This is a genomic window from Micromonospora sp. S-DT3-3-22, assembly GCF_015354745.1.
In the GTDB taxonomy this organism is placed as follows: domain Bacteria; phylum Actinomycetota; class Actinomycetes; order Mycobacteriales; family Micromonosporaceae; genus Micromonospora; species Micromonospora wenchangensis.
In genome coordinates, this window is the sequence record NZ_JACGMO010000037.1 from 22635 (window position 1) to 34680 (window position 12046).

The 12046-nt window shown below is 73.7% G+C and carries 12 protein-coding genes; 9 read left to right on the top strand and 3 right to left on the bottom strand.

Annotated features, from left to right (window positions below; translation table 11 throughout):
* Positions 1-23: 23 nt before the first annotated feature.
* Genes H1A17_RS13355 through H1A17_RS13375 form a run of 5 tightly spaced genes read left to right on the top strand, consistent with a single transcriptional unit; the run spans position 24 to position 4773 of the window.
* Positions 24-827 carry a nucleotidyltransferase family protein gene (locus H1A17_RS13355; RefSeq protein ID WP_240762920.1) on the top strand — a complete coding sequence of 268 codons (804 nt, stop codon included), beginning with the start codon at positions 24-26 and terminating at the stop codon, positions 825-827.
* Positions 824-1717, top strand: a complete 894-nt coding sequence (locus tag H1A17_RS13360; protein WP_145918326.1) for an NAD(P)-dependent oxidoreductase — start codon at positions 824-826, stop codon at positions 1715-1717. Before H1A17_RS13355 ends, H1A17_RS13360 begins: the two co-directional genes overlap by 4 nt.
* 52 nt (positions 1718-1769) lie before the next feature.
* On the top strand, positions 1770-3119 hold the full coding sequence (locus tag H1A17_RS13365; RefSeq protein ID WP_228543477.1) for a nucleotide sugar dehydrogenase: 1350 nt from the start codon (positions 1770-1772) through the stop codon (positions 3117-3119).
* Positions 3116-4081 (top strand): NAD(P)-dependent oxidoreductase, encoded by a 966-nt coding sequence (locus H1A17_RS13370; RefSeq protein WP_145918325.1) that lies wholly within the window; start codon positions 3116-3118, stop codon positions 4079-4081. The genes H1A17_RS13365 and H1A17_RS13370 overlap by 4 nt, the downstream gene beginning before the upstream one ends.
* Positions 4081-4773: a hypothetical protein gene (locus H1A17_RS13375; RefSeq protein WP_228543478.1), complete on the top strand. Its 693-nt coding sequence runs from the start codon at positions 4081-4083 to the stop codon at positions 4771-4773. Before H1A17_RS13370 ends, H1A17_RS13375 begins: the two co-directional genes overlap by 1 nt.
* 157 nt (positions 4774-4930) lie before the next feature.
* On the opposite strand, the gene H1A17_RS13380 is transcribed toward H1A17_RS13375, so the two are convergent.
* A complete protein-coding gene (locus H1A17_RS13380) occupies positions 4931-5557 on the bottom strand; it encodes a TetR/AcrR family transcriptional regulator (RefSeq protein ID WP_145918324.1) in 627 nt (208 codons plus the stop codon).
* Between the two features lie 106 nt (positions 5558-5663).
* Between H1A17_RS13380 and H1A17_RS13385 the strand changes: the two genes are divergently transcribed.
* Positions 5664-6686, top strand: coding sequence for a hypothetical protein (locus tag H1A17_RS13385; RefSeq protein ID WP_145918323.1), 1023 nt, complete (start codon positions 5664-5666; stop codon positions 6684-6686).
* A 74-nt stretch (positions 6687-6760) separates the two neighbouring features.
* On the opposite strand, the gene H1A17_RS13390 is transcribed toward H1A17_RS13385, so the two are convergent.
* Positions 6761-7357 (bottom strand): TetR/AcrR family transcriptional regulator, encoded by a 597-nt coding sequence (locus H1A17_RS13390; RefSeq protein WP_145918322.1) that lies wholly within the window; start codon positions 7355-7357, stop codon positions 6761-6763.
* Between the two features lie 212 nt (positions 7358-7569).
* Between H1A17_RS13390 and H1A17_RS13395 the strand changes: the two genes are divergently transcribed.
* The 3 genes from H1A17_RS13395 to H1A17_RS13405 all read left to right on the top strand — a co-directional run bounded on the left by H1A17_RS13395 (position 7570) and on the right by H1A17_RS13405 (position 11074).
* Positions 7570-8589, top strand: a complete 1020-nt coding sequence (locus tag H1A17_RS13395) for an aldo/keto reductase (protein WP_194822005.1) — start codon at positions 7570-7572, stop codon at positions 8587-8589.
* A 94-nt stretch (positions 8590-8683) separates the two neighbouring features.
* Positions 8684-9562, top strand: a complete 879-nt coding sequence (locus H1A17_RS13400) for an LLM class flavin-dependent oxidoreductase (protein WP_194821995.1) — start codon at positions 8684-8686, stop codon at positions 9560-9562.
* Between the two features lie 102 nt (positions 9563-9664).
* Complete coding sequence (locus H1A17_RS13405; protein WP_194821996.1) at positions 9665-11074, top strand: alpha/beta hydrolase; 1410 nt, start codon at positions 9665-9667, stop codon at positions 11072-11074.
* A gap of 51 nt (positions 11075-11125) precedes the next feature.
* Here H1A17_RS13405 and H1A17_RS13410 read toward each other — a convergent pair whose 3' ends face one another.
* Positions 11126-12028, bottom strand: a complete 903-nt coding sequence (locus H1A17_RS13410) for an oxidoreductase (RefSeq protein ID WP_194821997.1) — start codon at positions 12026-12028, stop codon at positions 11126-11128.
* Positions 12029-12046 lie beyond the last annotated feature (18 nt).

The following is a 12046-nucleotide window of genomic DNA, read 5'->3' on the forward strand; positions in this document are numbered from 1 at the left end:
ATGGGGAGGTCCGGTTGCACGCGGTGATCCTTGCCGGTGGCAAAGGGGTGCGGCTCCGGCCGTACACGACGACGCTGCCGAAACCCCTGATGCCGATCGGGGACAGCCACTCGATCCTGCAGATCGTGCTCGACCAGCTCGCCTCGCGCGGGTTCACCTCGGTGACCCTGGCGATCAACCATCTCGGCCCGCTGATCCGGGCGTTCGTGGGCGACGGCAACCGGTGGGGGCTGACCATCGACTACATCGAGGAGGACCGGCCGCTGTCCACGGTCGGCCCGCTGTTCGGCCTCAAGGACCGGCTGCCCGACGAGTTCCTGGTGATGAACGGGGACGTCCTCACCGACCTGGACTACGGCGACCTGCTGCGCACCCACCAGCTCTCCGGGGCCGGGCTGACCCTGGCGACGTCCGAACGGGTGCACCGGATCGACTTCGGCGTGCTCGACGTGGACGCCGGCCGGGTCGTCGGGTTCCGGGAGAAGCCGGCGCTGCGCTACCCGGTCAGCATGGGCGTCTACGGGATGTCCCGGCGGACCCTGGAGCCCTACCCGGCCGGGTTGGCCCTCGGCTTCGACCAGCTCGTGCTGGACCTGCTCGCGGGCGGCGACCCGCCGATGACGTACCCGTTCGACGGGTTCTGGCTGGACATCGGGCGGCCGGAGGACTACGACGAGGCGAACCGGTCGTTCCACCAGCTCAAGCCGATCCTGTTGCCGGCCGGGCCGGCCCCGGTGGAGGTGCCCGTCGGCGAGCCGGTGGGGGCCGTCGGCGAGCCGCTGGCCGTCGACCTGACGGGCGTGGTGGGCGCCGGGGAGCTGACGTGACCCGGGTGCTGCTGTTCGGGGCGTCCGGGTTCATCGGCGGACACGCCCGCGACGCGCTGACGGCGGACCCCCGGGTGACCGAGGTGGTCTGTCCCGGACGGACCACCCTCGACCTGCTCGACAGCACGCCGGACGCGCTGGCCGGGCTGCTGCGGGAGGTCGCCCCGGACGCGGTGGTCAACTGCGTGGGCGCCCTCACCGGCTCCGCCGGGCAGTTGGTCACGGCGAACACCCTGGTCGCGGCGAAGCTGCTGGAGGCGACCGCCGCCGCGGCACCCCGGGCCCGGCTGGTCCGGCTCGGCTCGGCCGGCGAGTACGGGCCGGTGCCGGACCGGGTCCCGGTCACCGAGGACGACCCGGCCCGGCCGGTCAGCGCGTACGGCGTCAGCCACCTGGCCGGTACCCGGCTGTTCCAGCTCGCCGGGGAGGCCGGCGACGTCGACGCGGTCTCGCTGCGGGTGTTCAACCCGATCGGCCCCGGCATGTCGCAGGAGAACCTGCTCGGTCGGGCGGCGGCCCGGCTGCGGGCCGCCCTGGACGACGGGGCCGCCGAGATCACCCTGGGGCCGCTGTCGGCGTACCGGGACTTCGTCGACGTACGGGACCTGGCCGCGCTGATCGTCGCGGCGGTCCTCGCGCCGACGCTGCGGCACCGGGTCGTCAACGCCGGCAGCGGCCGGGCCGTCACCGCCCGGGAGGCGGTCGCGCTGCTGGCCGAGGCGGCGGGTTACCGGGGCCGGGTCCGCGAGGCCGGGTCCGGGCCGCAGCGCTCGCAGGCGGTCGACTGGATCCAGGCCGACATCGGTCGGGCCGCCGGGCTGGGCTGGTCGCCGGTGCGTGACCTGGCGACGTCGATCAAGGACATCTGGGCCGCCGGCGAGGCGCGGTGAGCCCGGCGGACCGCTCCCCTTCACGACACACCCGCACACGAGAGGACAGCAGATGAGCATGAAGATCGGGGTCGTGGGCCTGGGCTACGTGGGGCTCACCCTCACCGCCGCCCTCGCCGACAAGGGCTTCACGGTGTACGGCGCGGACGTGTCACCGGCGGTGCTGGACGCGCTGTCGCACGGCCGGCCGCACATCTTCGAGCCGGGCATCGAGGAGGTCTTCGCCGCCCACCTCGGCACGCGCATCCACGTCGCCGCCGACCTGCCCAGGGACACCGTCGACGTGGCGGTGATCAGCGTGTCGACGCCGGTGGACAACATGACCCACCGGCCCAACCTGGCGAACCTGGCCGCCGCCGCCCGGGTGGTGGCGGCGAGCTGCCGGCCGGACACCCTGGTGGTGGTCCGCAGCACGGTGCCGGTGGGCACCAGCCGCCGGGTGGTGCTGCCGGAGCTCCAGGCCGCCTGGGGCGAGCGGGTGAAGCTGGTGATGGCCCCGGAGCGCACCATCCAGGGGCAGGCGCTGCGGGAGCTGGTGGAGCTGCCGCAGGTGATCGGCGGGCTGGACGACGACAGCCTGCTCGCCGCGACGGAGTTCTTCAACGGGCTGGTCCGCACCATCGTCCCGGTCTCCAGCCTGGAGGCCGCCGAGCTGGTGAAGCTGTCCAACAACTGCCACACCGACCTGATCTACGCGTTCGGCAACGAGATCGCGCTGGTCGCCGAGCGGCACGGCCTCGACCCGCTGGAGGTGATCCGGGCGGCCAACGTCGACTACCCGCGCCCCGATCTCGCCAAGCCCGGGTACGTGGGCGGCGGCTGCCTCTCCAAGGACCCGTACATCATGATCGACAGCGCGGGTGACCGCCGGCCGTTCCTCGTCGGCAAGGCCCGCCAGCTCAACGAGTACCTGCCGATCCACGTCGGTGAGACGGTCGTCCGGATGCTCGTCGAGGCGCGCGGACGCAGCCTCGGTGCCCGGCTGGCGGTGCTCGGCTGGGCGTACAAGGGCTGGCCGGCGACCGACGACATGCGCGGCACCCCGATCGAGCCGATGATGCGGGTGTTCTCCGCCGCCGGGGTCACCGTCCTCGGCCACGACCCGATGGTCACCGACGACGTGATCCGCCAGTACGGCGGCGAACCGGTCAGCCTGGACAAGGCGTTCACCGAGGCGGACGCCGTCCTGATCATCAACGACCACCCGGACTACCGGGCGTTGCGGGTGCCGGAGGTGCTCGGCGCGACGCCACCGGCGTTCGTCTACGACTCGTGGCGGGTGCTCGACGCCGACGCGGTGCTGGCCGCCGGGGTCCGCTACGCCGGGCTGGGGTACCTGCCACCCGCCCCCGCCGGGGCGGCCGGTGCGGGCGCGGCGACCGCCGGGGCGGTGTCGGCATGAGGGCGCTGCTGCTCGGCGGGGCCGGCTTCATCGGCCTGCACCTGGCCCGCCGGCTCGTCGCCGACGGGCACCGGGTGACCATCGTGGACGACTTCTCCCGGGGCCGCGACGACGCCGACCTGGACCGGCTGCGCGCCGACCCGGCCGTGCAGGTGGTCTCCGGCGATCTGACCGACCCGGACACCTGGGCCGCGCTGCCCACCGGCTGGGACCAGATCTACCTGCTCGCCGCCGTGGTCGGCGTGCGCAACGTGGAGCAGGACCCGGCCCGGGTGATCCGGGTCAACACCCTGTCGGCGCTGCACCTGCTCGACTGGGTGGCCCCGGGCGAGCGGGTCTTCTTCGCCTCCACCAGCGAGGTCTACGCCGGGGGCGTGACCGCCGGGGTGGTGCCGGTGCCGACGGACGAGACCGTGCCGCCGATGATCTCCGACATCGCCGCGCCACGGTTCGCGTACGCGGCCAGCAAGCTGCTCGGCGAGGCCGCCTTCCTGCACACGGCGCGGGCCCGGGGGTTCGAGACCGTGGTGGGCCGGTTCCACAACGTGTACGGCCCCCGGATGGGTGCCGACCACGTCATCCCGGAGATGTCGCTGCGCGCCCTGCGCGGGGCCGACCCGTTCCCCGTCCCCGGGGCCGACCAGTTCCGGGCGTTCTGCCACGTCGACGACGCGGTCGAGGCGATGGTGCGGCTGATGGCGGCACCGGCCGCCGCCGGGCAGATCGTGCACATCGGCAACGACCGCGAGGAGACCAACATCGGCGACCTGGCGAAGCTGGTCCTGCGGGTGGCCGGGGTGAGCCCCGCCATCGCGCCCGAGAGCGCGCCGCCGGGATCGGTCGCCCGCCGCTGCCCGGACCTGTCCCGGCTGCGCGCGCTGACCGGCTACGAGCCGGGCGTCAGCCTGGAGGAGGGGGTCCGCAGCACGTTCGCCTGGTACCGGGAACACGGGTGGACGTGATGAGCCGCCGCCCCATCTGCTTCTACTACGGCGACGGCCGCCTGCCCGAACTGACCCGCTACGTACGGGTGGTGCTGCAACCGGACTTCTACCGTCCGGCCGAGCTGCGCTACCTCGCGGCACAGGACGTGCAGACCCTCGGCTATCTGTCGCTGTCGGAGGACCAGGGGCCGCCCGCGCCCTGGCAGCGGCAGGAACGCAACCCGGACTGGGGTGGCGCGTTCGTCCACGTCGACCATCCGCTGTGGGTGTCGCACGTGGTGGGGCAGGCGAAGCAGGCGATCGCGCAGGGGTTCGCCGGGCTGTTCCTGGACACGCTCAACGTCGAGCTGACCTTCCCGGAGGACGTGCCGCACCTGCTCACCCTGGTCGCCGCGATCCGGGAGGAGGCGGAGCCGGCGTACCTGCTGGCGAACCGGGGTTTCGGCATGCTGCCCCGGCTGGCCGAGATCGTCGACGGGATCGTCTTCGAGTCGTTCTCGGCCCGGTGGACCGACCAGGGCTACGCGCCGTGGCCGCCCGACGTGCTGGAGTTCCACGCCCAGATCGCCGAGCAGCTGCTCCAGTTGGAGCTGGACCTCTACAGCCTCGACTACGCCGACAGTCAGGGCCTGACCGATTTCGCCGAGCGCCGGGCCCGGCAGTTCGGGCTCCAGTCCTCGGTCAGTGACCGCGCCCTGTCGCGTACCTGACCACCTCACCCGGGGCGTCCGCCCCGGCGGGTCGGGACCGGTCCGGTCCCGTCCACCCCGGACACCCGTTCCCGTCGGGTCGGGACCGGACCGCGCGTCGGCACCACGCGCGACCGGCTCCCACCCGGCGGGGGCGGGGGTCCACCGCCGCGGTGGGTCAGGGCGCGGCGGCGTCGAGCGCCGGGGCCAGCGGCAGCAGCGCGGCCCGGACGAGGTCCGGCAGCGGCGCGGACGGCACCACGAAACCGGCCATCGACGGCACCTCGCTCGTGCCGTGCAGCCACTGCCGCAGCGCCACCCGGGCCGCCGCGCCGACCGCGGCGGCGAGCACCTGGGCGGCCAGTGGTCCGATGCCGGGACAGCGGGCGGTGACCGCCCCGGCCAGGGGTTCCTCGAACGTGGTGACGGCCTCGACGTAGCAGGCGCGCAGCGTGGGGCTGGCGGCGATCATCAGCAACGCGGTGGGCGGCTGGTCGCCGGGGTCGGCGTACAGGCCCACGACGGCGTCGACGACCGCGTCGGCGAGGCCGACCCCCGCCGGCCGGGCGAGCACGGCCGCCGCGACGCCGGCCGCGCGGTCGGCGGCGACCCCGGCGACGATGGCCTGCTCCCGGCTCGGGAAGTAGTTGTTGTAGGTCCGGGTCGACACCCCTGCCGCCTGGGCGATCTCCTCGACCCGGACGTTGTCCGGCCCCCGTTCCAGGGCGAGGCGCAGCGCCGCCGCCTGGAGGGCCTCCCGGGTGGCCCGCTTCTTGCGTTCCCGCAACGTCGATGGACCGGTCACGGTGCCACTGTCGCACATACGGTACGTGCACGCAAAATTGCGCGCACGCAAAAATATGCTACGGTCCCTCCGAACTCCGGGAGCACCACGACCGAAAGGGACCGACATGCGTGCCAAGGGCATGGCCTACGACACCGGCTTCGTCACCGACGGCGTCAGCTCGGTGCCGCACTGGGACCCCGAGGTGGTCCGGCGGGAGCTGGCCATCATCCGCGACGACCTGCACTGCACCGCCGTCCACCTGGTCGGCGGTGATCCCGGGCGGCTGGAGTCCGCCGCCCACACCGCCGCCGAACTCGGCCTGGAGGTCTGGTTCTCGCCGTACCCCCTGGAGCTGGAACCCGACCTGATCCGCGCCCTGTTCCTCGACTGCGCCGAGCGGGCCGAGCGGCTCCGCGCGGCGGGGGCCGAGATCGTCTTCGTCACCGGCGCCGAGCTGAGCATCATGAACCGTGGCTTCATCGACGGGGAGCGCCTCGCGGACCGGCTCGGCCACCTGTTCACCGACCCGGACGGCCGGGCCGAGCGCATCGCCGGGGTCCGCACCCGCCTCGACGCGTTCCTGCGCACCACCGTGGCGGCGGTGCGCGAACGCTTCCACGGGAGGGTCACCTACGCCGCGATCCCGTTCGAGGGCGTCGACTGGGACCTGTTCGACGTGGTGACGGTCGAACTGATCCGGTCCGCCGAGGTCGCCGGCCAGTTCCGCGACGGCGTACGCCGGCTCGTCGACCAGCCCAAACCGGTCGCCGTCACCGGCTTCGGCACCGCCACCTGGCGCGGCGCGGGTGACGTCGCACCCCGCAGCATGGAGATCATCGAGTACGACCCGAGCGGCAGGCCCGACCGGCTCGACGGGGTGTACGAGCGCGACGAGCCCGGCCAGGCCGCGTACCTGAGCGAGCTGCTCGACATCTTCGACAGCGAGGGCGTCGACAGCGCCTTCGTCCACCTCTTCGCGCTGCCCAGCCTCCCGCACCGACCGGACGGCGACCCGCGCGACGACCTCGACCTCGCCAGCCCCGGGATCGTCAAGGTGCTCGACGGGCGCACCGGTGCGACGTACCCCGGCCTGCCCTGGGAACCGAAGGCCGCGTTCGCCGCGGTCGCCGCGCACTACGCGCGCTGATCCGCCCCCGCCCGGCCTGGCCCGGCGGACGACGTCGACGTCAGGGGCGGCACCCGGCCACCGGGCGTCGCCGCTCAGCGCAGCCGCAGCCCCGCGACGAGGAGCCCGACCATCCGGCGGGCGTCGTAGTAGGGGGCGCGGCCGGCGCAGAGGTTGCCGACGGCGAACAGCAGTTCCCGGGGATCGGTGCCGGGGCGGATCTCGCCGGCCGCGGCGGCGGCGTCGAGCAGGCGGGCGCAGGCGGGGACGAGGTGGTCGAGGAAGTACCCGTGCAGCGTCTCGAAGGCGGCGGTGTCGGCGTTCATCGCCCCGGCGAGGCCGTGCTTGGTGACCAGGAAGTCGACGAACTGGTCGATCCAGGTGGTCAGGGCGGCGTGCGGCGTGTCGCTGTCGGCGAGCAGGGTCGGCGCGGCCTCGGCGCACGCCTGCACCTGGTGCCGGTAGACCCCGACGATCAGGTCGGCCCGGGTCGGGAAGTGGCGGTAGATGGTGCCGACGCCGACGCCGGCCCGCGCGGCGATGTCGCGTACCGGCACGTCGACACCGGCGTCGAGGAAGGCCGCGGCGGCCGCCTCCAGCAGGGTCGCCTCGTTGCGCCGGGCGTCGGCCCGCTTCCGGGGCGCGCCGGTGCGTCCGGGTGGGGTGGGCGACCCCGGTCCGCCGTCGACCATCGCGCCGTCACCTCCGGACTCCCTTGGCAAACGGAACGGCGTTCCGTATAGTTCGGAGCGGAACAAGGTTCCGCTTGCCTCATGATGCCAGAGCCGGACGGCCGGCGACCAGCCACGCCCCTCCCCTCCCCCCTCAACCCACAGCGCGTCCACACGCGCCGTGGTCCCCGGCGGCACCGGCCCGTCACCGTCACCCCGTGGAGGAAACCCTCATGCAGTACCGCACCCTCGGCCGCACCGGCGTCCAGGTCAGCACCCTCGTGCTCGGCGCGATGAACTTCGGCGCCATCGGCCGCACCGGTCAGGCCGAGGCCACCGCGATCGTCGACGCCGCCCTGGAAGGCGGGATCAATCTGATCGACACCGCCGACCGGTACAGCCAGGGCGAGTCGGAGGAACTGGTCGGCCGGGCCATCGTCGGCCGCCGCGACGACATCGTGCTGGCCACCAAGGCCGCCCTGCCGATGGGCGACGAACGCAACCACCGGGGCACCTCCCGCCGCTGGCTGCACACCGCGCTCGACGACAGCCTGCGCCGGCTCGGCGTCGACCACATCGACCTCTACCAGGTCCACCGCTGGGACCCGACGACCAGCGACGAGGAGACGCTGTCCGCGCTCACCGACCTCCAGCGGGCCGGCAAGATCCGCTACTTCGGCTGCTCGACGTTCCCCGCGTACCGGCTCGTGCAGGCCGAGTGGGCCGCCCGGGAACACCACCTGGGCCGGTACGTCACCGAGCAGCCCAGCTACTCGATCCTGCAACGCGGCATCGAGACCCAAGTCCTGCCCGTCACCGCGCAGTACGGCCTGGGCGTGCTCGCCTGGAGCCCGCTCGCCTCGGGATGGCTGTCGGGCGCGGTCCGGGCGGGCCGGGAGATCACCACCCACCGGGCCGACGTCCTGCCCGGCCGATTCGACCTCACCGTCGCCGCCAACCGGGCCCGGCTCGACGCCGTCGAGCAGCTCGCCAAGGTCGCCGAGGAGGCCGGGCTCACCCTGATCCAGCTCGCGCTCGGCTTCGTCACCGCGCACCCCGCCGTGACCAGCGCGATCATCGGCCCCCGTACGCCGGAGCACCTGCACAGCCAACTCGCCGCCGCCGACACCGTGCTCACCGCCGACGTGCTCGACGCCATCGACGCCATCGTCGCCCCCGGCGTCGACCTGGCCCCCGACGAGAAGCACGACACCCCGCCGGCCCTGCTCGACCCGGCGCTGCGCCGCCGCTGAGCACCGGAACCTCGGCCCGACACCGACGCCCGGCGCCACGGACCCGAACCGGAACCGCGGCGTGACGCTGGCGCCGGATCAGGAAGGACGGAACATGCCGCACCCCACCCCCATCCGCTTCGGGATCATGACCGCACCGATGCAGGTCCACTACCACGACGTGCTGCGGGTCTGGCGCGAGGCGGACGACATCCCCGAGATCGCGCACGCCTGGCTCTTCGACCACCTGATGCCGATCGGCGGCGACCCGGACGGGCCGGCGTACGAGGGCTGGACGCTGCTCTCGGCCCTCGCCGCCCGGACCCGCCGGCTGCGCCTCGGCCTGCTGGTCACCAGCAACCGGTTCCGGCCCCCGGCGATGCTCGCCAAGATCGCCACGACCGTCGACATCGTCTCCGGCGGACGACTCGACTTCGGCATCGGCGCCGGCTCCCGCCCCGGTCATCCGGCGGCCCGCCGCGAGTACACCGCGCACGGCCTGCCCTACCACGACTTCACCCACTCGGTGCAGAGCCTCGCCGAGGCGTGCACGGTCATCAGGCGGCTGTGGACCGAGGACGCGCCGTTCGACTTCCACGGCGAGCACGTGCGGTTGACCGGGGCCTACGGCAATCCGAAGCCGGTGCAGCGGCCGTACCCGCCGATCGTCATCGGCGGACGCTCGTCGGCCCTGCTCCGGGTGGTCGCCGAGCACGCCGACGTGTGGAACGTCCCCGGTGGTGGGGACATCGGGGACGTGGCCGCGCGCAGCGCGCTGCTGGACCGCTACTGCGTCGAGATCGGCCGGGATCCCGCCTCGATCACCCGCTCGATCCACCTGCCGGTCCGCTACGACCGGCCCGAGGAGACCCGGGCGGCGATCGGCGCGGCGACCGCCGCCGGTTTCGGCCACGTGATCCTCGGGTTGACGCCGCCGTATCCCGCCGGCGTCGCCCACTGGATCACCGACGAACTCATCACCCCGTCGAGGTAGTCGGAACGCAACATCAGGGACGAAATCCGGGTTCTTCCGCATACGGCTCGGGTAGGCAGGGCGTCCAGGGTGGACGGGTAGCCACAGCCCGGGAGGTCCGCCGTGTTCCTTCGTACCGTGACCGTCGTCGTCGCCGTGTTCACCGTCCTCGCCGGTCTCCCGGCGGTGGCCCATGCGCGTCCCGGGCCACCGCCGGGCCTGAGCTGGGGTGGGTGTCCCGACGATCTGCCCGACGTGCCACCCGACCCGCGCGTGCGGTGCGCCCCGCTGCGCCTGCCGGTGGACTGGGCCAGGCCGGACGGGCGCACGTTCACGCTCGTCGTGGCCCGTCGGACCGCCCGGGTGGCGGAGCAGCGGGTGGGCACGCTGGTGTTCGGGCCGGGCGGCCCCGGGGACTCGGGAGTGGAACGCATCCGCCGGGGGGACCGGTTCAGCGACGAGCTGCTGGACCGGTTCGACCTGGTCAGCTTCGATCCGCGTACGGTGGCCCGCAGCGCCGCCCCGGTCTGCGCTCCCGACCCGGAGCTGCGCAGGCCGCCCGTCGTGCTGACCGGCCAGGCCGATTTCGACGCCGCGGTGGCCTACAACCGGGCGTTGTGGAACCGGTGTCGTCCGACCAGCCCGGTGTTCGGGTACGCCGACACGCTCAGCACGGTGCACGACCTGGAGGCGCTGCGGCGTGCGTTGGGTGAGCGGCGGCTGACCTTCCACGGCAGCTCGTACGGCACGCTGCTGGGTCAGCAGTACGCCGAGCGGTATCCCGACCGGGTACGGGCCGTGGTGCTGGAGGGCGTGTTCGACCACAGCCTGGACGTGCGGTCCTTCGTCCGTACCCAGGCGGCGGCGCTCCAGGACGCCTTCGACGAGTTCGTGGCCTGGTGCGACAGCTCGCCCGGGTGCGTGCTGCACGGCCGGGACGTCCGGGCGGTCTGGGCTGCGGTGCTGGCTCGCGCCGACAACGACGGGTACGCCCCGCGCACCGCCTTCGACGTCACCGCCGTGGCCCTCGGGATGCTCGCCGGCCCCCGCTTCCCGCAGCTGGCCGAGGCCGTCCGGGACATGGCCGCCGGCATGCCGCCGCCCGAGGTGAAGCTCCCGGTGGCCGTGGCGGTCTTCTGCGCGGACTGGCCGGCCGCCGTCCGCGACCACCACGAGTACGCGGCCCTGGTCCGGGCAGCCGGGGCCGTCGCGCCGGACGTCCGCTACGGTGCCGGTCTGCTGGCCGTGCACACCTGTCTGGGCTGGCAGTCCCCGGTCCGGAATCCACCGCACGAGCCACGGGTGCACACCCGCACGCCGTTGCTGCTGCTCAACGCCCGGCACGATCCCCGCACCGGCTACGCCTGGGCCACCCACGTCGCCCGGCAGCTGGGCCGGCACGGGCGCCTGGTCACCTACGAGGGCTCGGGCCACGGCACCTACCTGCGCAACGCGTGCACCGTCGCCGTGGTCGACAGGTACCTCGTCGACCTGACCCTGCCCGGTGCCGACGCCCGCTGCCCCGCAGGGTGAACCGTTCCGTCAGCGGCCCGCCGGGGGTCGGCCCGTGCCGTCGGCGGTCACCTACCGGGTGGGCTGGGCGGCCAGGGGGAAGGTGACGCCGGTCAGCTCCTCGGAGACCGCCCACAGCCGACGGGCGACGGCGCCGTCGCGGGCCTTCTTCGAGCGGCCGACGAGCTTCGGCGCGCCACGCCCTTCGAAAAGGCCGTCCGGCCCGGCGTAGCTGCCGCCCGGGATGTCGGCCACGGCCGCGTAGAGGGTGGGCGACGCGCCGTCGGCGTCGCTCTGCGCGAAGCGGTTGAGCAGGGTCGTCTGGAGCCGGTTCCACCAGGAACGGTTGTGGTCGAGGTGCCCGAGCAGGTTGGTGGCGGCCAGGCCGGGATGGGCGGCGGTCGCCAGCACCGGCGAGCCGGCCTCGGTGAGGCGGCGGTGCAGTTCGGCGGTGAACAGCAGGTTCGCCAGCTTCGACTGGGCGTACGCGGGGAACGGCCGGTAGGGGCGGCGCTCCCAGTTCAGGTCGGCGAAGTCGATCTTTCCGGCCCGGTGCGCGGAGGAGGCGACGGTGACCACCCGCCCCCGGATCCGTGGCAGCAGCAGGTTGGTGAGCGCGAAGTGCCCGAGGTGGTTGGTGCCGAACTGGAGCTCGAACCCGTCGGCGGTCCGGCTCGGCGGCGGGATCATCACGCCGGCGTTGTTGATCAGCAGGTCGATCGGCCCGGCGCAGCCCTCGGCGAAGGCGCGGACGGAGGCGAGGTCGGCCAGGTCGAGCCGGCGTACCTCGACGTCGCCGGTCATGCCCGCAGCGGCGGCGGCGCCCTTGGCGGGGTCGCGGACGGCGAGCACGACCCGGGCGCCCCGGGCGGCGAGCGCCTTTGCGGCGACCCGGCCGATGCCGCTGTTCGCGCCGGTCACGACGACGGTACGGCCGGTCAGGGCGGGGATCTGGGCGGTCGTGAATGTTGTCATGGGAAACAATGTATACGG

Coding starts and splice junctions, on each gene's coding strand:
- H1A17_RS13395 (WP_194822005.1), top strand. CDS start 7,570: ATGCAGTACCGCACCCTCGGCCGCACCGGCGTCCAGGTCAGCACCCTC.
- H1A17_RS13370 (WP_145918325.1), top strand. CDS start 3,116: ATGAGGGCGCTGCTGCTCGGCGGGGCCGGCTTCATCGGCCTGCACCTG.
- H1A17_RS13400 (WP_194821995.1), top strand. CDS start 8,684: ATGCCGCACCCCACCCCCATCCGCTTCGGGATCATGACCGCACCGATG.
- H1A17_RS13390 (WP_145918322.1), bottom strand. CDS start 7,357: ATGGTCGACGGCGGACCGGGGTCGCCCACCCCACCCGGACGCACCGGC.
- H1A17_RS13385 (WP_145918323.1), top strand. CDS start 5,664: ATGCGTGCCAAGGGCATGGCCTACGACACCGGCTTCGTCACCGACGGC.
- H1A17_RS13365 (WP_228543477.1), top strand. CDS start 1,770: ATGAGCATGAAGATCGGGGTCGTGGGCCTGGGCTACGTGGGGCTCACC.
- H1A17_RS13410 (WP_194821997.1), bottom strand. CDS start 12,028: ATGACAACATTCACGACCGCCCAGATCCCCGCCCTGACCGGCCGTACC.
- H1A17_RS13375 (WP_228543478.1), top strand. CDS start 4,081: ATGAGCCGCCGCCCCATCTGCTTCTACTACGGCGACGGCCGCCTGCCC.